This is a genomic window from Streptomyces sp. NPDC059010 (assembly GCF_042740355.1).
Classification (GTDB): Bacteria; Actinomycetota; Actinomycetes; order Streptomycetales; family Streptomycetaceae; genus Streptomyces.
In genome coordinates this window covers 182,996-201,168 of record NZ_JBHYJA010000013.1, presented here as the reverse complement: position 1 = coordinate 201,168, position 18,173 = coordinate 182,996, and the positions used below count along the sequence as shown (strand labels likewise).

The window sequence follows — 18,173 nt, the reverse complement described above, 5'->3', positions numbered from 1 at the left end:
TCAGGAGAGTGCACTCGGGGTCGACCATTGGGCCTATTGGCGGCACTCAGTGCCGCCAACCTGCCATCCTGCCCCCTGTTTTCCCCATCTGGAAGTGCTGTGTGACCTTCACGACTCGTTTGATCGATCATTTTTTTCGCTGCCTCACGAAACGGCAGGTCACAAGGGGGTCCGGAAGCGGGCCGAACCCGGGGTTCAGCGGCCCGCGAGCCGGAAGTCGAGTGCCGTGCAGCGCCGCCCCGCCGACACCGTGCGCACCGCCTGGCCGATCGCCTTGCGCGAACCCACGAGGACGACAAGCTGCTTGGCGCGGGTCACCGCCGTGTACAGCAGGTTCCGCTGGAGCATCATCCATGCTCCGGTGGTGACGGGGATCACCACTGCGGGATATTCACTTCCCTGTGAACGATGAATCGTCACCGCGTACGCATGCGCCAATTCATCCAGTTCGTCGAATTCGTACGGAACCTCCTCGTCCTCGTCCGTCAGCACCGTGAGCCGCTGGTCGACCGGGTCGAGCGAGGTGACCACACCCACGGTGCCGTTGAAGACGCCGTTCTTCCCCTTCTCGTAATTGTTGCGAATCTGGGTGACCTTGTCGCCGACCCGGAAGACCCGGCCGCCGAACCGCTTCTCCGCCAGATCCGGGCGTCCGGGCGTGATGGCCTGCTGGAGCAGCCCGTTCAGCGTGCCCGCGCCGGCCGGCCCTCGGTGCATGGGGGCCAGCACCTGGACGTCCCGGCGTGGATCGAGCCCGAATTTGGCCGGAATCCGACGGGCCGCGACGTCCACGGTGAGCCGTCCCGCCGCCTCCGTGTCGTCCTCGACGAAGAGGAAGAAGTCCTTCATGCCGTCGGTGACGGGATGCTGCCCGGCGTTGATCCGGTGGGCGTTCGTCACCACGCCCGACTGCTGGGCCTGCCGGAACACCCGTGTGAGGCGCACGGCCGGGATCGGGCCGCCGTCGGCGAGCAGATCCCTCAGCACCTCGCCCGCCCCGACGCTGGGCAGTTGGTCGACGTCCCCCACGAAGAGCAGATGGGCACCCGGCGGTACGGCCTTGACCAGCTTGTTCGCCAGCAGCAGGTCCAGCATCGACGCCTCGTCGACCACCACCAGGTCGGCCTGCAGGGGGCGGTCCTTGTCGTAGGCCGCGTCGCCGCCGGGCTTGAGCTCCAGGAGGCGGTGGACGGTGGACGCCTCGGCGCCGGTGAGTTCGGCGAGGCGCTTGGCGGCACGGCCGGTGGGGGCGGCGAGCACGACCCTGGCCTTCCTGGCGCGGGCCAGCTCCACGATCGAGCGCACGGTGAAGGACTTGCCGCAGCCGGGACCGCCGGTGAGGACGGCGACCTTCTTCGTCAGGGCCAGCTTGACGGCGGCCTCCTGCTCGGGGGCGAGGTCCGCGCCCGTACGGCCCTTCAGCCAGCCCAGCGCCTTGTCCCAGTCGACGTCATGGAACCCCGGCATCCGGTCCTCGTCGGTCCGCAGCAGCCGCAACAGCTGGGCGGAGAGGGAGAGTTCGGCACGATGGAAGGGGACGAGGTACACGGCGGTGACGGGATCGTCCGAGCCGCCGTCGGGGCCGGGGACCTTCTCCCGTACGACACCGGGGTCACCGCCGTCCTCGGGGACCTGGGCCAGTTCGGCGAGGCACTCGATGACGAGCCCGGTGTCGACCTGGAGGAGCTTCACCGCGTCGGCGATCAACTGCTCCTCGGGGAGGAAGCAGTTGCCCTGGTCGGTGGCCTGTGACAGGGCGTACTGGAGCCCCGCCTTCACCCGCTCCGGGCTGTCGTGCGGGATGCCCACGCTCTGGGCGATCTTGTCGGCGGTGAGGAAGCCGATGCCCCAGACGTCGGCTGCCAGCCGGTAGGGCTGGTTCTTCACCACGGAGATGGAGGCGTCGCCGTACTTCTTGTAGATCCGCACGGCGATGGAGGTGGACACCTCGACGGTCTGGAGGAAGAGCATGACCTCCTTGATCGCCTTCTGCTCCTCCCAGGCGTCGGCGATCTTCCTGGTCCGCTTGGGCCCGAGCCCCGGGACCTCGATCAGCCGCTTCGGCTCCTCCTCGATGATCTTGAGGGTGTCCAGCCCGAAGTGCTGGGTGATGCGGTCGGCGAAGACCGGTCCGATGCCCTTGACCAGGCCGGAGCCGAGGTAGCGGCGGATGCCCTGAACGGTGGCGGGAAGGAGTGTCGTGTAGTTCTCGACGCTGAACTGCTTGCCGTACTGCGGATGGGACCCCCAACGCCCCTCCATCCGCAACGACTCACCGACCTGCGCGCCGAGCAGCGCGCCGACGACGGTGAGCAGGTCGCCGGCGCCCCGGCCGGTGTCGACCCGGGCGACCGTATAGCCGTTCTCCTCGTTGGCGTACGTGATCCGCTCCAGGACACCTTCGAGCACGGCCGGCCGCCGTTCGCCTGCGGAGTTCCCCGCCTGGTTGGACATGACCCGACGGTACCGGCCGGGTGTGACAGTGGCGGGGTGCGCTGGCCAGGGGGCGGCGGTCAGGGATGCGGAGGTCGGCGGTGCTGAGCGGGGAAACGGCGTTGCCCCGGCCCTCGACGGTCACTAGAGTCCGTCGGGTGACTGCCGGGTCGGCCATGGGCCATGCACGAGTGAGGCTCCCGGCCTCGGCGTGAGCGCGAGGCGGGCAAGAGCCCCGCCCCCTCTCCGAGTTCTTCTGCCCGGCGCCCGTATACGGCGCCCGTCCCAGCGGACCCCAGGACTCGGAGACACACAACCCACATGCCGAACGCACAGCAGCACCAGACCGGATCCGAACTGCCGGACGCCTCGGTCCAGTTGAACCACACCGCCGTCTACGCCAGGGACCGACAGCTGTCGGCCGAGTTCCTGGCCGTGATACTGGGCTTGAAGGTTGGCGCCCCCTTCGGGCCGTTCCTCCCCGTCGACCTCGGCAACGGCGTGACGCTCGACTACTACGAGAAGCGCGATGAGCCGATCCAGTCGCAGCACTACGCGTTCCTCGTGCCGGAGGAGCGGTTCGACTCCATGATCGCCCGCCTGGAAGCGGTCGGGGTCACCCACTACGCCGACCCCGGCCACACCGAGCCCGGCCGCATCAACCGCCTCTTCGGCGGTCGCGGCGCGTACTTCGACGACCCGGACGGCCACAACATGGAGATCATGACTCGTCCCTACGCCCGCCCCTGAGCAGTCCATTCGACGAACTGGATGAGCACGCCGTTGGGGTCGGTGACCTGGAACAGGCGCTCGCCCCACGGCTCCTCACGCAGCGGCATGGTGATCTCGATTCCGGCGTCACGCAGCCGCTTCTCCTGCTCTGCCAGTCCGCTTTCGAGGGTGAAGGCCAGGATCAGGCCGTCGGCGTGCCGGTCGCGCTGCTCAGGCGGCAGTACCTGGATGCCACGGGCGAGCAGGACGACATCTACCGCGTCGGGGCGTGCCAGGGAGGCGAAACCGTCGGCGGCCTGCTGGACGGTGTAGCCCAGGTGGGAGGTGAAGAACGCCTGGGAGGCGGCGACGTCGTCAACGGTGAGCGAGACGGTGGAGGCGGTGAACTGCACGGGGCTCCCTGGGGGTGCGGCATAAAATTACGACGGTCGTAAAATTAGCCCGAGGCTTCTAGGGGTGTCAACGTAAAAATGCTACGAGGGTAAGATTCCGTCATGGCTAACCAGGCTACCCAGACGTCCGTCCCGGTCACCGGGCTGCGCGAGGCGAAGAAGCAGGAGACCCGGCAGCTCATCTCCGACCACGCCACCCGGCTGTTCATCGCCCAGGGCTTCGAGCGGACGACCATCGCCGAGATCGCCGCCGCCGCCCGCGTCGCCAAGAAGACCGTCACCAACTACTTCGCCCGCAAGGAAGACCTGGCCCTGGACCACCAGGAGGAGTTCGCCACCTCCCTGGCCCGCGCCGTCGCCGCCCGGCACCCGGGCGAGTCGGCGCTGGCCGCACTGCGCCGCGCGTTCGCCGACGCCACCGCGGCCCAGGACCCGGTCGCCGGGTTCTCCGGCCAGGAGTTCGCCCGCATGATCGCCGACAGCCCCACCCTGACCGGCTGCCTGCACGGCCTGCACGAGCAGCGCGAACACCACCTGGCCCGGACACTCGCCGAGATCACCGGCGCCGAACCCGACGACATCACCGTCCAGACCACCGCCGGCCTGCTGAGCACCGTCCACCGCGTGCTGTTCCACCGCATCCAGACCCTCACCCTCGCCGGCCATTCCAACGACGAGATCGCCCGCGTCATCGCCACCGAGGCCGACCGGGCCTTCGGCCTGCTCGAACCCGCCCTGTCCGACTACGCCACGGCCTGACGCGAGCGCCTCGCCGAGGTCCGCCACCCGCGCCTTCGCCCGCCCCGGCGCGCCGCGCCGCGAGATCACGATCCGGTTTCGGGATGTGGTTGAGGGCTTGATTAACCGGCGTGTAATCGTTTCCAATCCTCCGTACACGTCGATGTAATCGATTCCATGAGTCTGCGGGTTCCACGAGCTCCGCAAGTTCCACAAGGAGGTGGAGCGGCGATGGCGAGCATCAAGGACGTCGCTGCCGAGGCGGGGGTATCCGTCGCCACGGTGTCGCGTGTCCTGAACGACCATCCGTCGGTCAGCGCCGAGGCACGCACGCGTGTGCTGGCCGCTGTCGAGACCCTGGGCTACCGCCCGAACGCCGTCGCCCGCTCCCTGCGCACCGACCAGACCCACACCCTCGGCCTGGTCATCAGCGACGTCATGAACCCGTACTTCACCGAACTGGCCCGTTCCGTGGAGGAGGAGGCCCGCGCGCTCGGCTACAGCGTCATCATCGGCAACGCCGACGAGCGGCCGGATCTGCAGGACCACCACGTGCGGAACCTGCTGGACCGGCGTATCGACGGGCTGCTGGTCTCGCCCACCGACGGCGGCTCCCCGCTGATGCTGGACGCCGTGCGGGCGGGGACGCCGATGGTGTTCGTGGACCGGTGGATCCCGGGCGTGGACGTGCCGGTCGTGCGGGCGGACGGGCAGGCCGCCGTACGGGATCTCGTGGCGCATCTGCACGGGCTCGGGCACCGGCGGCTGGCGATCATCGCCGGGCCCGCCGCCACCACCACCGGACGCGAACGCATCGAGGCCTTCCGCGAGGCCCTCGGCGCCTACGGGCTCGAACTCCCCGACGCCTACATAGGCCAGGGCGACTTCCAGGCCGAGAGCGGACGCCGGGTCACCGAGGGGTTCCTCGACCTGCCCGAGCCGCCCGAGGTCGTGTTCGCGGCCGACAACCTGATGGCGCTCGGCGCGCTGGACGCCGTACGCGCGCGTGGGCTGCGGATTCCCGAGGACATCGCGCTCGCGGCGTTCGACGACATCCCGTGGTTCGTGCACACCGATCCGCCGATCACCGCGGTCGCCCAGCCGACGGGCGAGCTGGGCCGGGCCGCCGTACGCGCCCTGGTCGACCGCATCGAGGGACGGCCCGGCGAGTCCGTCACCCTGCCCGCCCGACTCGTCGTACGCCGCTCCTGCGGCGAGCCCCCCAACCCCCCGCAGTCCCCCACCCCAGTGCAAAGGAGCACTTCGTGAGCAACCCGGACGAGTTGCTGCGCATCGAGGGCATACGGAAGACCTTCCCGGGCGTGGTCGCGCTGGACGGCGTCGACTTCGATCTGCGCCGGGGCGAGGTGCACGTACTCCTCGGTGAGAACGGCGCCGGCAAGAGCACCCTCATCAAGATGCTCTCCGGTGCCTACACGCCCGACGCCGGGCGGATCCTGGTCGGCGGTGAGGAGACGCGCATCCACGGTGCGCAGGACTCCGAGCGGCTCGGGATCGCCACCATCTACCAGGAGTTCAATCTCGTACCCGATCTGACGGTCGCCGAGAACATCTTCCTGGGCCGCCAGCCGCGCCGCTTCGGGATGATCGACCGCAAGCGGATGGACGCCGACGCCGAGGTCCTGCTCAAGCGCGTCGGGGTCGACGTGTCGCCACGCGCGCGGGTGCGTGAACTCGGCATCGCGCGGCTGCAGATGGTCGAGATCGCGAAGGCGCTCAGCCTGGACGCGCGCGTGCTCATCATGGACGAGCCGACCGCCGTGCTCACCTCCGAGGAGGTCGAGAAGCTCTTCGCGATCGTGCGCACGCTGCGCGAGGACGGCGTCGGCATCGTCTTCATCACGCATCACCTGGAGGAGATCGCCGCCCTGGGAGACCGGGTCACGGTCATCCGCGACGGCAGGAGCGTCGGACAGGTCCCGGCCGCCACGCCCGAGGACGAACTCGTACGGCTCATGGTGGGGCGCTCGATCGAGCAGCAGTACCCGCGTGAACGGGCCGAGGCGGGGGCCGCGTTGCTCTGCGTCGAAGGGCTCACCCGCGACGGCGTCTTCCACGACGTCAGCTTCCAGGTGCACGCCGGTGAGGTCGTCGGCATCGCCGGGCTGGTCGGCGCCGGCCGTACCGAGGTCGTGCGGGCCGTGTTCGGCGCCGACCCGTACGACAAGGGCGCCGTGAAGGTCTCCGGCGCCCCGGTCGCCAAGTACGACGTCAACGCGGCGATGACCGCGGGCATCGGGCTGATCCCCGAGGACCGCAAGGGCCAGGGCCTGGTCCTTGACGCGTCCGTGGAGGAGAACCTGGGCCTGGTGACGCTGCGCTCGGCCACGCGCGCGGGGCTCGTCGACCTCAAGGGGCAGCGGGAGGCCGCCGAGAGGATCGCCCAGCAGTTGGGCGTGCGGATGGCCGGGCTCGGCCAGCAGGTGCGCACCCTCTCCGGCGGCAACCAGCAGAAGGTCGTCATCGGCAAGTGGCTGCTCGCCGACACCAAGGTGCTGATCCTCGACGAGCCCACGCGCGGGATCGACGTCGGCGCCAAGGTCGAGATCTACCAGCTCATCAACGAACTGACCGCGGCCGGTGCCGCCGTCCTCATGATCTCCAGCGATCTGCCCGAGGTGCTCGGCATGAGCGACCGGGTCCTGGTGATGGCCCAGGGCCGGATCGCGGGCGAACTCGCCGCCGACGAGGCGACCCAGGACGCCGTGATGGCGCTCGCCGTCAGCAACCACACCACTGAGAAGGAGGCCACCCGTGGCCACTGACACGCTCAAGAGCACGACGGGCGCGAGTGGCGCCTCGGGGCTTCGCCGCCTCCTGCTCGACAACGGCGCGCTCACCGCGCTGATCGTCCTCGTCGTCGCGATGTCGGCGCTGTCCGGCGACTTCCTGACGGCCGACAACCTCCTCAACGTCGGCGTCCAGGCGGCCGTGACCGCCATCCTCGCCTTCGGTGTCACCTTCGTCATCGTCTCGGCGGGCATCGACCTGTCGGTCGGTTCGGTCGCCGCCCTGTCGGCCACCGTCCTGGCCTGGAGCGCCACGTCGGAAGGCGTCCCGGTCCTCCTCGCCGTGCTGCTGGCCATCGCGACCGGCATAGCGTGCGGCCTGGTCAACGGCTTCCTGATCTCGTACGGCAAACTCCCGCCGTTCATCGCGACGCTGGCGATGCTGTCGGTGGCCCGCGGTCTGTCGCTGGTGATCTCGCAGGGCTCGCCCATCGCCCTGCCCGACTCGGTCTCGCATCTCGGCGACACGCTCGGCGGCTGGCTGCCGGTGCCGGTGCTCGTGATGGTCGGCATGGGGCTGATCACGGCGTTCGTGCTGGGGCGGACCTACATCGGCCGCTCGATGTACGCGATCGGCGGCAACGAGGAGGCGGCCCGTCTGTCCGGGCTGCGGGTGAAGAAGCAGAAGCTCGCCATCTACGCGTTCTCCGGTCTGTTCGCCGCCGCCGCGGGCATCGTGCTCGCCGCCCGGCTGTCCTCCGCGCAGCCGCAGGCCGCGCAGGGCTACGAGCTCGACGCCATCGCGGCCGTCGTCATCGGCGGCGCCTCGCTGGCCGGCGGCACGGGCAAGGCGTCCGGGACGCTGATCGGCGCGCTGATCCTGGCGGTGCTGCGCAACGGCCTCAACCTGCTGTCCGTGTCCGCGTTCTGGCAGCAGGTCGTCATCGGCGTCGTCATCGCGCTGGCGGTGCTGCTGGACACGGTGCGCCGCAAGGCGGGGGCGACCCCGGTGACCACGGGCGGCGGCGGAAACAAGGGCAGGCAGGCGGCGACGTACGTCCTCGCGGCCGTGGTCGCGGCGGCGATCGTCGGCGCCACCTCTCTCCTGCACGGCGGTACGTCGGAGGCGAAGAGCCAGAAGATCGGCCTGTCGCTGTCGACCCTCAACAACCCGTTCTTCGTGCAGATCCGGGCCGGTGCGCAGGCCGAGGCGAAGAAACTGGGCGTGGACCTGACCGTCACCGACGCGCAGAACGACGCCTCGCAGCAGGCCAACCAGCTGCAGAACTTCACCAGCGGGGGCCTCGGCACGATCATCGTCAACCCGGTCGACTCCGACGCGGTGACCCCGGCGGCAAAAGCCGTCAACAAGTCGGGCATCCCGCTGGTCGCCGTCGACCGCGCGGTCAACAACGCCGACTCGGCCGCGCTCGTCGCCTCCGACAACGTCACCGGCGGCAAGCTGGCCGCCAAGGCGCTCGCCGAGAAGCTGGGCGGCAAGGGCAGGATCGTGATCCTCCAGGGCCAGGCCGGCACCTCCGCCAGCCGTGAGCGCGGCTCCGGTTTCACCGAGGGCCTCAAGGCGTACCCGGACATCGAGGTCGTCGCCGAGCAGCCCGCCGACTGGGACCGCACCAAGGGCCTGGACGTCATGTCCAACCTGCTCCAGGCCAACCCGGACATCGACGGCGTCTTCGCGGAGAACGACGAGATGGCACTCGGCGCGATCAAGGCGCTGGGCTCCAAGGCCGGCAAGTCCGTGCAGGTCATCGGCTTCGACGGCACCGAGGACGGCCTGAAGGCGGTCGAGGCGGGGACGCTGTACGCCTCGGTGGCCCAGCAGCCGGCGGAGCTCGGCCGGATCGCCGTGCAGAACGCGGTGAAGGCAGCCGAGGACAAGAAGGTGGAGAAGTCGGTGATGGTGCCGGTGAAGGTGGTCACGAAGCAGAACGTGGCGGGCTTCGGCGGCTGACACCGATTGACATCGACCGACAATCGACCGACATCGGTGAACGGCGAACGAGTGGACGGCCGTTGCAGGAGCATGGGGCCCATGAACCGGCCCCATGGCTCATGGCCCCATGCCTCATGACGGCCGTCCGACTCAAGCCACCACGGGGACCTACCAGGGGAGCAACCTCATGTACGACTACGACCTCCTGGTCGTAGGGTCGGCCAACGCCGACCTGGTGATCGGTGTCGAGCGTCGGCCGGGGGCCGGCGAGACCGTGCTCGGCTCCGATCTGACCGTCCACCCGGGCGGCAAGGGCGCCAACCAGGCGGTCGCGGCCGCCCGGCTCGGGGCCCGTACGGTCCTGCTGGCCCGCGTCGGCGACGACGGGCACGGCAGGCTGCTGCTCGACTCGCAGCGGGCGTCCGGTGTCGACACGGTGGGTGTCCTGGTCGGCGGTGCGCCGACCGGCGTCGCGCTGATCACGGTGGATCCGTCCGGGGACAACAGCATCGTGGTCTCGCCGGGCGCGAACGGGCGGCTGACACCGCAGGACGTCCGGGCGGCGGCCAGCCTGTTCCAGGCGTCGCGGGTGGTCTCGGCCCAGCTGGAGATCCCGCTGGAGACGGTCGTCGAGGTGGTCCGCAACCTGGCGGACGGCAGCCGCTTCGTGCTGAACCCGTCCCCGCCCCGCCCGCTGCCGACCGAGGTGCTGGCGGCCTGCGACCCGCTGATCGTGAACGAACACGAGGCGAAGGTGATCCTCGGCGACTCGGCGGTCGGCGAGACGCCGGAGGACTGGGCCCGGATCCTGCTCGCCAAGGGACCCCGCTCGGTGGTGGTGACCCTGGGCGCGGAGGGTGCGCTGGTGGCGTCCGCGCAGGGCGTGACACGGGTGCCGTCCGTGAAGGTGGCCGCGGTGGACACGACCGGCGCGGGTGACGCGTTCACGGCCGCGCTGGCCTGGAAGCTGGGCACGGGGTCCGCCCTGGCCGAGGCGGCGGCGTACGCGGCCCGGGTCGGGGCGGCGGCGGTCACGAGGCAGGGCGCGCAGGAGTCGTTCCCGACCGCGGCGGACGTCGAGGCCCTGACCTACGGGGGGTCCCGGTGAAGAAGGCCGGAATCCTGAACCGTCACCTCTCCGGCGCCCTGGCCGAGCTGGGCCACGGCGACGGAGTGCTGGTGTGCGACGCGGGCATGCCGATACCCGACGGCCCCCGGGTCGTGGACCTGGCCTTCCGGGCCGGGGTGCCGTCCTTCGCCGTCGTACTGGACGGTCTGCTGGCCGAGCTGGTGGTGGAGGGCGCGACGGCGGCGAAGGAGATGCGGGACGCCAATCCGGCGGCGGCCGCGCTGCTGGAGGGTGAGTTTCCCGAGCTGGAGCTGGTCACGCACGAGCGGCTCAAGGAGCTGTCGGCCGGGGCGCGGCTGGTGGTGCGGACCGGGGAGGCCCGGCCGTACGCGAATGTGCTGCTGCGCTGCGGAGTGTTCTTCTGACCGACTCCCTGGATATTTCGAGGGGCCCGGTCCGTCGACCGGGCCCCTCGGGTTTTCCCCTCCCATCAGGACTCTCGCGATCCCCCCAGATCCCCCTCCAGAAGTCCTGATGCCAAGTACGACCGGCGAGGTGGGGGAAGGGTTGTACGTCTCCGGAGACTTTTTTCGGCGTGCCGAGGAACCGCCGCGGACGTAGCGTTTCAGACATGTCAGAGGTAGACGAGAACCCCCTCACGTCCCTCCAGGACGACGTGCTCGAAGAGCTCGGCGACGACCGGATCGGGGACATCGCGGGGCTGCTGGGCACGGACGAGGCGGGCGCCCGCCAGATGGTCGGTACGACGGTGGCGGCCCTGTCCGGCGAGGCACACACCGTCGCGACCCCGCACGAGGCCCCGCTCACGGGCGTGGCCACGGTGGGCGGCTTCGCGACGGGCGGCCTCATGGCCGGGGTACTGGCCGAGGAGGCCGAGCGGGTGGCGACCGCGGTGGCCCGACGGACGGGGTTGCCGCCGGGGGCGGTGTCCCGGATCGTGGAGACGGTGATTCCGGTGGTGCTGGCGGTGCTGACGAAGCGGGCGGCGAGGCCGTAGCCACCTCACCGGATCGGCCTGCCATCACCGGCTACAGCCGGGCTCCCCTGCTCTCCGCGACCCGCTTGACGTCCCGCAGGGCTTCGCTGAGCCGTTGGGCGAGGTAGTGCAGCTCCTCACTGGTCACGTGGTGCTCCGCGAGGAGCTCGGCGGCGTGATCGAGCAGCTGGTCCGCCATGCCGAGCTGCACACTCTCGATCTGGTCCGCGACACGCGAGACGTAGCCCGTGCCGTCGCTTGAGAGATAGCAGGGCTTTCCTTCGGCGCCCGCCCAGGGCAGGAGACGTTCCGCGCCGCTCACCTGCCGCTCTCCTCGTGAGGGAAGCCCACCGAGCCGGCGCCCACTCCAAGGACGGGGGTCGGCTGCGGGCGGGAGGGCGGGGGCTTCGGCGTCGTACGGCGGCGGCGTGTGCGCATCAGGGGGAAGAGCCTGAGCAACGGCTTGAAGACGCGGGTGATGGTGGGGGACACGTCGGCCTGCTTTCTGACTTGCGGTGATTGCTTTCTGTGGCGAACCGCTCACAGCGTGGCGTGTCCGCTGGCTACGCTTCCAGTAGCCGGGCCTTGACAAAGCGCCCGTCAGGGAAGGGAGTTGGCCGCGTGCTCGGACAGCGCAAGCCTCGGACGCAACGGGAGAAGTACGGAGAGGAGCTGAGACTGCGGCGGGTCGCGGCCGGGCTCACCCAGGAGGAGTTGGCCAATCAGGTCGTGTGCTCGCCCACACTGATCAGCCATTTCGAAGCGGGTAGGCGGCTGCCCAAGCCCGATGACGCACGACGGATCGACCGGGTGCTGGGGACGGACGGGTTCTTCGAGCGGTGGCTGGAGGACCTGGAGTCGAAGTACGCCGACCACTTCGCGGCCGTGGCCGAACTGGAGCAACAGGCCACCCTGATCCAGCAGTTCGCGCTCTCGCTGGTCCCCGGTGTGCTTCAGACCGACGACTACGCGCGCGCCGCCTTTCGTGCCCACTGGCCGAACCACACGGCGGAGGCACTTGACGAGGCCGTTGTCATCCGAACAAAGCGTGCCCGGATTCTTGACGGCCCGTTGAATCCGGTCGTCTGGACGCTGCTCGACGAGTCCGTGCTGCGGCGCCGCGTCGGCGGCCCGCAGGCCATGGCCGAACAACTGCACAAGATCGCGGACATGGCTGAGGCGGGACGGCTGCGGCTGCATGTGCTGCCGTACGGTGTCGGGGCGCATCCGCTCCTGCAGAGCCTGCTCACGCTCATGAGCTTCGAGGACTCCGCACCGGTCGCCTACGCCGAAGCCTTTCGCACCGGCCACTTGATGGACGATCCGGCGCTGGTGGCCGCAAGTCACTCCGCCTACGCTCTGGCCCTGAGCGACGCGTTGTCGCAACAGGAGTCACTGGCCCTTGTCAGGGCGGCAGCAGAGGAACACACGCATGGTCAGCAGTGAGCACACCGTCTCCGACTCGTCCGCCCTCACCGGGTGGTACAAGTCCAGCTACAGCGCTGGCGATCAAGGCGAGTGCCTCGAAGTCGCCACCACCCCCGACACAGTCCGAGTCCGGGACTCCAAAGACAAGCAGGGCCCCCAACTAGTCCTCTCCCCCAGCGCCTGGGCCGACTTCACCTCATACGCGGCCGGCGAGTAGCGCCCGCGCACGTGAGCCCGCTGAGACACGCCCAGCGGGCTCGGTGCTTACTTCCGAGGCCCCCCGGAAGACGCCCGAACCATCAGCTCCCCCGAATCGTCGCGATCCCAGTGCCGCGCACGCGCCCAGCGCGACGGAGTCGTTCGCCGCGACCCATGGCCGTCAGGGTCGGATCCCGGCGCAGCAGCTCCAGTGTGGCCTCGTAGCCGGGCAGTTCGCGCCCGCCTCCACCTCGACGCGGAGACCGCCTGGCGCCTGTGCGTCCGCGGGTATCGAACCGGCCGACGTCCTCACCGGCCCCGTACTCACGTCGACGGTGACCGCCAACTCGTGGAAGCCACCTGCCGGATCGTGTCCGTCGTTCACTGGACCGCCCCCTCCAGCCGATCCCCGACGCCTCCGGGCAGGATGACCACATGACATGGAAGAACGGCAGGCGATGGAACAGCAACATCCATTACCACCCCCGGATCCTCCACGCGGTCCCCGCCGACGCCCACCGCGCACTCGACATCGGCTGCGGCGAAGGCATGCTCGCCCGCGAACTCCGACGCACCGTGCCGCAGGTCACCGGCATCGACCTGCACGCTCCCAGCATCGAGCAGGGCCACGCGTTCGAGGACGACGTCGACTACGTCCTCGGCGACTTCCTCACCCACCCCTTCGAGCCCGCGGAGATGCGCGCCCTGGCCGCCGAGATCCTGCCCGGCTCCGAGTACCGCCGTCACCTCCTGTGGCGCTACAGCATCGTCTGGCGCAAACCACAGGACTGAGCGGCCTCGTCCCGGGGACTGATGGGTGGCCTGTTCACCGATGCCGACGCGCACAGGCCACCGCGAGGTCACGCTCCCACGTGCTCCACGAACCGCGCCGCGGTCTCCGCCAGCACCTCCCGCCCGTCCCGAGCCCACAACCCGTCGTTGAACAGCTCGACCTCGATGGCGCCGCGATACCCCGCCGCCTCCACGTACCCGAGCCACTCCCGCATGTCGATCGCCCCGTCCCCGATCTGCCCGCGCCCGGTGAGCACACCCTCCGGCAACGGGGTCGTCCAGTCGGCGAGTTGGAAGGTGTGGATACGGCCTCCCGCCCCGGCCCGGGCGATCTGGGACGGCGCGGTGTCGTCCCACCAGATGTGGTACGTGTCGACCGTGACGCCGACCTGGTGGGGCGGGAAGCGTTCCGCGAGGTCCAGGGCCTGGCCCAGGGTGGACACCACGCAGCGGTCGGCTGCGTACATCGGGTGCAGCGGCTCGATGGCCAGTTTCACGCCATGCGACTCCGCGTACGGGCCCAGCTCGCCCAGCGCGTCGGCGATCCGCTCCCGCGCGCCGTGCAGGTCCCTGGAGCCGGCGGGCAGGCCGCCGGAGACCAGCACCAGTACGTCCGTGCCCAGCGTCGCCGCCTCGTCGACGGCGCGGCGGTTGTCGTCCAGGGCCTTGGTCCGCTCGGCCGGGTCGATCGCCGTGAAGAAGCCGCCGCGGCACAGGGTCGTGACCGTCAGGCCCGCGTCGCGGACCAGCTTGGCCGTCGCCTCCAGGCCGTACGACTGGACGGGCTCGCGCCACAGGCCGACGTTGGCGATGCCCAACCGGCCGCATTCCTCGACCAGTTCGGGCATCGACAGCTGCTTCACGGTCATCTGGTTGATCGAGAAGCGGGAGAGGTCTCCGAGTGCGCTCACTGGTTCACCCCGTACAACGCGAGCAAGCTCTTCATCCGCTCCTCCGCCAGCTTCGGGTCCGGGAACAGGCCCAGGCCGTCGGCGAGTTCGTAGGCGCGGGCGAAGTGCGGGAGGGAGCGGGCCGACTGGAGGCCGCCGACCATGGTGAAGTGCGACTGGTGGCCGGACAGCCAGGCCAGGAAGACCACGCCGGTCTTGTAGAAGCGGGTCGGGGTCTGGAAGAGGTGGCGGGAGAGTTCGACGGTCGGGTCCAGCAGGGCGCGGAAGCCCGCCACGTCCCCGGTGTCGAGGACGCGTACCGCCTCCGCCGCCAGCGGGCCCAGCGGGTCGAAGATGCCGAGCAGGGCGTGGCTGAAACCCTTCTCGTCGCCCGCGATCAGCTCCGGGTAGTTGAAGTCGTCACCGGTGTAGCAGCGCACGCCCTGCGGGAGGCGGCGGCGGATGTCGATCTCCCGCCGGGCGTCCAGCAGGGACACCTTGATGCCGTCCACCTTGTCGGGGTGCGCGGCGATGACCTGCAGGAAGGTGTCGGTGGCCGCGTCCAGGTCGGCGGAGCCCCAGTAGCCCGCCAGCGCCGGGTCGAACATCGGGCCCAGCCAGTGCAGGATCACCGGCTCGGCGGACTGGCGCAGGAGGTGGCCGTAGACCTCCAGGTAGTCCTCCGGCCCGGAGGCCGCGGCGGCCAGCGCGCGGGAGGCCATCAGGATCGCCTGGGCGCCCGACTCCTCCACGACGGCGAGCTGCTCCTCGTAGGCCGCCCGGACCTCCACGAGAGACCCGGCGGCGATCTGGTCGGTGCCGACCCCGCAGGCGATCCGGCCGCCCACGCTCCGGGCCTCCGCCGCGCTCCGGCGGATCAGCTCGGCCGCGCCCGCCCAGTCCAGGCCCATCCCGCGCTGGGCGGTGTCCATGGCCTCGGCGACACCGAGCCCGTGGGACCACAGGTGGCGGCGGAAGGCGAGGGTGGCGTCCCAGTCGACGGCGGCGGGCGAGTCGGGGCTCGTGTCGGCGTACGGGTCGGCGACGACATGCGCCGCCGAGAAGACCGTACGGGAGGCGAAGGGCGCGCCCGGGGTGAGCGCGAGGGGCGCGGGGCGGGGGTCGTACGCCCTCAGCCCGCCCTGGAAGTCCGGTAGTTGGATGGTCACAGTCCGATCTCCGGTACGTCGATACGGCGGCCCTCGGCCGACGACTTCAGGCCCAGCTCGGCGAGCTGGACGCCGCGGGCGCCGGCGAGGAGGTCCCAGTGGTAGGGGGCATCGGCGTAGACGTGGCGGAGGAACAGCTCCCACTGGGCCTTGAAGCCGTTGTCGAAGTCGGCGTTGTCCGGGACCTCCTGCCACTGGTCGCGGAAGGAGTAGGTGGCCGGGATGTCCGGGTTCCAGACCGGCTTGGGGGTGAGGGAGCGGTGCTGGACGCGGCAGTTGCGCAGGCCCGCGACCGCCGAGCCCTCGGTGCCGTCGACCTGGAACTCGACCAGTTCGTCGCGGTTGACGCGCACGGCCCAGGAGGAGTTGATCTGGGCGATCGCGCCGCCGTCGAGCTCGAAGATGCCGTACGCGGCGTCGTCGGCCGTCGCGTCGTACGGCTTGTCGTCCTCGTCCCAGCGCTGCGGGATGTGGGTGGTGGCGATGGCCTGGACGGACTTCACCCGGCCGAAGAGCTCGTGCAGGACGTACTCCCAGTGCGGGAACATGTCGACGACGATGCCGCCGCCGTCCTCCGCACGGTAGTTCCAGGACGGGCGCTGGGCGGTCTGCCAGTCTCCCTCGAAGACCCAGTAGCCGAACTCGCCGCGGATGGACAGGATCCGGCCGAAGAAGCCGCCGTCGATGAGGCGCTTCAGCTTGAGCAGGCCGGGGAGGAAGAGCTTGTCCTGGACGACGCCGTGCTTGATGCCTGCCGCGGCGGCGAGCCTCGCCAGCTCCAGGGCGCCCTCCAGCCCGGTCGCCGTCGGCTTCTCGGTGTAGATGTGCTTGCCCGCGGCGATCGCCTTCCTGATCGCCTCCTCGCGGGCGGAGGTGACCTGGGCGTCGAAGTAGATCTCGACGGTCGGGTCGGCGAGGACCGCGTCGAGGTCGGTCGAGATGTTCTCCGGGTCCAGGCCGTGCTGCTCGGCGAGCGCCCGCAGCGCGTGCTCGCGGCGGCCGACCAGGATCGGCTCGGGCCACAGCACGGTGCCGTCGCCGAGGTCGAGGCCGCCCTGTTCACGCAGGGCCAGGATGGAGCGGACCAGGTGCTGGCGGTAGCCCATGCGCCCCGTCACACCGTTCATGGCGATACGCACCGTCTTGCGTGTCACGTCGTTCCCTTCGTACGCGATGTCTGCGATCTCTGCTCGTCCGCGATGTCTGCGATCTCTGCGATGCCTGCGCCGCGTATCGCCCTGTCTTTTACTGGTGAGCGTCGCAGCAAGCGCTTTCTACTGGATAAGAAGCTAGCCTCTGATCAGTGGTCCGGACAAGACCGTGACCAGCCTGAGTTGTTCGAGGGGACGAACAGCGGGGGTTTCTGGCCGTAAGGTTCGCTCGACACACCTGGAACAGTGCACCTGGAACCGTGAGCCGTGGCTGCCTGTCTACGAGCACGTACGAGGTGGTACGACGAGATGCGCGACCGGAGGACGACGAGATGACGGTGACCCTGGCGGATGTGGCGGCCCGCGCCCAGGTCTCCCCCGCGACGGTGTCGCGCGTACTGAACGGGAACTACCCCGTGGCCGCCACCACCCGGGAGCGGGTGCTGCGCGCGGTGGACGAGCTGGACTACGTCCTCAACGGACCGGCGAGCGCACTGGCCGCCGCCACCTCCGACCTGGTCGGCATCCTGGTCAACGACATCGCCGACCCCTTCTTCGGGATCATGGCGAGCGCGATCCAGGCCGAGATCGGCGGTCCTGGCGGCCGTGCGGGCGGCGAGCGGCTGGCGGTGGTCTGCAACACGGGCGGCTCCCCGGAGCGCGAGCTGACGTATCTGACCCTGCTGCAGCGGCAGCGGGCGGCCGCGGTCGTGCTGACCGGCGGTGCCGTGGAGGACGCCCCGCACGCGGCGGCGGTCGCGTCGAAGCTGCGGAAGCTGGCGGACGCCGGGACGAGGGTCGTGCTGTGCGGGCGGCCGCCGGCGCAGGACACCGGTGCGATCGCGCTGACCTTCGACAACCGCGGCGGCGGACGCGAACTGACCGAGCATCTGATCGGCCTCGGCCATCGGCGGCTGGGCTACATCGCGGGCCCGGAGGAGCGCACCACCACCCGGCACCGGCTGGAGGGCCACCGGGCGGCGCTGGAGGCGCACGGGATCGAGGAGGACGCCCGCTGGACGGTCTACGGGCGCTACGACCGGCAGTCCGGCTACGAGGCCACGCTTGAGCTGCTGCGCCGGGATCCGTCCCTGACGGCCGTGGTCGCGGCGAACGACTCCGTCGCGCTCGGCGCGTGCGCGGCACTGCGGGACTCCGGACTGCGGATCCCGGACGACGTGTCGGTGGCCGGCTTCGACGACCTTCCGTTCAGCATCGACGCGGTGCCGTCCCTCACGACGGTGCGGCTGCCGTTGGCGGAGGCCGGGGCGCGGGCCGGGCGGATCGCCATGGGGCGGGAGGAGGTGCCGCCCGGGGGGATCGCGACGATTCGGGGGGAGCTGATGGTCCGGGGGTCTTCCGGGGGGCCTCGGTCGTAGGAGAGCTGCGGGTGGCTCGGGGGTCTTGAAGCGTGCCTGTGGCCAGGTAGCTCGCCGGGGACGATGACATGGTGCCACCCGCGGTGCCGTCGCGACGGCAG

General features: G+C 70.3%; 19 protein-coding genes. 12 read left to right on the top strand and 7 right to left on the bottom strand.

Going from position 1 to position 18,173, the window contains the following annotated elements:
- Positions 1-195: 195 nt before the first annotated feature.
- Entirely contained in the window at positions 196-2,454 is a 2,259-nt protein-coding gene (locus ACFWYS_RS16480; RefSeq protein ID WP_384768437.1) for an ATP-dependent RecD-like DNA helicase, read from the bottom strand.
- A gap of 300 nt (positions 2,455-2,754) precedes the next feature.
- On the opposite strand from ACFWYS_RS16480, the gene ACFWYS_RS16475 reads away from it, so the two are divergent.
- Entirely contained in the window at positions 2,755-3,183 is a 429-nt protein-coding gene (locus ACFWYS_RS16475; RefSeq protein WP_384768434.1) for a VOC family protein, read from the top strand.
- On the opposite strand, the gene ACFWYS_RS16470 is transcribed toward ACFWYS_RS16475, so the two are convergent.
- Positions 3,168-3,557 carry a VOC family protein gene (locus tag ACFWYS_RS16470; protein WP_384768432.1) on the bottom strand — a complete coding sequence of 130 codons (390 nt, stop codon included), beginning with the start codon at positions 3,555-3,557 and terminating at the stop codon, positions 3,168-3,170. The two genes, ACFWYS_RS16475 and ACFWYS_RS16470, sit on opposite strands and share 16 nt — an antisense overlap.
- Positions 3,558-3,659: 102 nt before the next feature.
- On the opposite strand from ACFWYS_RS16470, the gene ACFWYS_RS16465 reads away from it, so the two are divergent.
- From ACFWYS_RS16465 to ACFWYS_RS16435, 7 genes are all read left to right on the top strand, one after another.
- A complete protein-coding gene (locus ACFWYS_RS16465; RefSeq protein ID WP_384768429.1) occupies positions 3,660-4,316 on the top strand; it encodes a TetR/AcrR family transcriptional regulator in 657 nt (218 codons plus the stop codon).
- 210 nt (positions 4,317-4,526) lie between these two features.
- A complete protein-coding gene (locus tag ACFWYS_RS16460; protein ID WP_384768426.1) occupies positions 4,527-5,564 on the top strand; it encodes a LacI family DNA-binding transcriptional regulator in 1,038 nt (345 codons plus the stop codon).
- Positions 5,561-7,081 carry a sugar ABC transporter ATP-binding protein gene (locus tag ACFWYS_RS16455; RefSeq protein WP_384768423.1) on the top strand — a complete coding sequence of 507 codons (1,521 nt, stop codon included), beginning with the start codon at positions 5,561-5,563 and terminating at the stop codon, positions 7,079-7,081. The genes ACFWYS_RS16460 and ACFWYS_RS16455 overlap by 4 nt, the downstream gene beginning before the upstream one ends.
- Positions 7,071-9,017, top strand: a complete 1,947-nt coding sequence (locus ACFWYS_RS16450; RefSeq protein WP_384768420.1) for a substrate-binding domain-containing protein — start codon at positions 7,071-7,073, stop codon at positions 9,015-9,017. Before ACFWYS_RS16455 ends, ACFWYS_RS16450 begins: the two co-directional genes overlap by 11 nt.
- A 169-nt stretch (positions 9,018-9,186) precedes the next feature.
- The gene (locus tag ACFWYS_RS16445; protein WP_384768417.1) at positions 9,187-10,107 is read left to right on the top strand and encodes a ribokinase; all 921 of its coding nucleotides are present in this window, start codon (positions 9,187-9,189) and stop codon (positions 10,105-10,107) included.
- Entirely contained in the window at positions 10,104-10,493 is a 390-nt protein-coding gene (gene rbsD / locus ACFWYS_RS16440; protein WP_250085840.1) for a D-ribose pyranase, read from the top strand. Before ACFWYS_RS16445 ends, rbsD begins: the two co-directional genes overlap by 4 nt.
- 206 nt (positions 10,494-10,699) lie before the next feature.
- Positions 10,700-11,086 carry a DUF937 domain-containing protein gene (locus ACFWYS_RS16435; protein ID WP_384768413.1) on the top strand — a complete coding sequence of 129 codons (387 nt, stop codon included), beginning with the start codon at positions 10,700-10,702 and terminating at the stop codon, positions 11,084-11,086.
- 31 nt (positions 11,087-11,117) lie between these two features.
- On the opposite strand, the gene ACFWYS_RS16430 is transcribed toward ACFWYS_RS16435, so the two are convergent.
- Positions 11,118-11,387: a hypothetical protein gene (locus tag ACFWYS_RS16430; protein ID WP_384768411.1), complete on the bottom strand. Its 270-nt coding sequence runs from the start codon at positions 11,385-11,387 to the stop codon at positions 11,118-11,120.
- Positions 11,384-11,557, bottom strand: coding sequence for a hypothetical protein (locus ACFWYS_RS16425; protein ID WP_384768408.1), 174 nt, complete (start codon positions 11,555-11,557; stop codon positions 11,384-11,386). Before ACFWYS_RS16425 ends, ACFWYS_RS16430 begins: the two co-directional genes overlap by 4 nt.
- Positions 11,558-11,686: 129 nt before the next feature.
- Here ACFWYS_RS16425 and ACFWYS_RS16420 point away from each other — a divergent pair, with 129 nt between their 5' ends.
- The 3 genes from ACFWYS_RS16420 to ACFWYS_RS16410 all read left to right on the top strand — a co-directional run bounded on the left by ACFWYS_RS16420 (position 11,687) and on the right by ACFWYS_RS16410 (position 13,483).
- Positions 11,687-12,511, top strand: coding sequence for a Scr1 family TA system antitoxin-like transcriptional regulator (locus ACFWYS_RS16420; RefSeq protein ID WP_384768406.1), 825 nt, complete (start codon positions 11,687-11,689; stop codon positions 12,509-12,511).
- Positions 12,498-12,710: a DUF397 domain-containing protein gene (locus tag ACFWYS_RS16415; protein WP_384768403.1), complete on the top strand. Its 213-nt coding sequence runs from the start codon at positions 12,498-12,500 to the stop codon at positions 12,708-12,710. Before ACFWYS_RS16420 ends, ACFWYS_RS16415 begins: the two co-directional genes overlap by 14 nt.
- A gap of 416 nt (positions 12,711-13,126) precedes the next feature.
- Positions 13,127-13,483 (top strand): class I SAM-dependent methyltransferase, encoded by a 357-nt coding sequence (locus ACFWYS_RS16410; RefSeq protein ID WP_384768400.1) that lies wholly within the window; start codon positions 13,127-13,129, stop codon positions 13,481-13,483.
- A gap of 68 nt (positions 13,484-13,551) precedes the next feature.
- Here the strand turns inward: ACFWYS_RS16410 and ACFWYS_RS16405 are convergent, their stop codons facing one another.
- From ACFWYS_RS16405 to ACFWYS_RS16395, 3 genes are read right to left on the bottom strand one after another with little or no spacing between them, the layout of a single operon-like run.
- Complete coding sequence (locus tag ACFWYS_RS16405; RefSeq protein WP_384768549.1) at positions 13,552-14,352, bottom strand: sugar phosphate isomerase/epimerase family protein; 801 nt, start codon at positions 14,350-14,352, stop codon at positions 13,552-13,554.
- 38 nt (positions 14,353-14,390) lie between these two features.
- Entirely contained in the window at positions 14,391-15,542 is a 1,152-nt protein-coding gene (locus tag ACFWYS_RS16400; protein ID WP_384768397.1) for a dihydrodipicolinate synthase family protein, read from the bottom strand.
- On the bottom strand, positions 15,539-16,696 hold the full coding sequence (locus tag ACFWYS_RS16395; protein WP_384768395.1) for a Gfo/Idh/MocA family protein: 1,158 nt from the start codon (positions 16,694-16,696) through the stop codon (positions 15,539-15,541). The genes ACFWYS_RS16400 and ACFWYS_RS16395 overlap by 4 nt, the downstream gene beginning before the upstream one ends.
- Before the next feature lie 329 nt (positions 16,697-17,025).
- Here ACFWYS_RS16395 and ACFWYS_RS16390 point away from each other — a divergent pair, with 329 nt between their 5' ends.
- The gene (locus ACFWYS_RS16390) at positions 17,026-18,072 is read left to right on the top strand and encodes a LacI family DNA-binding transcriptional regulator (protein ID WP_384768392.1); all 1,047 of its coding nucleotides are present in this window, start codon (positions 17,026-17,028) and stop codon (positions 18,070-18,072) included.
- The last annotated feature ends 101 nt before the right edge of the window (positions 18,073-18,173 follow it).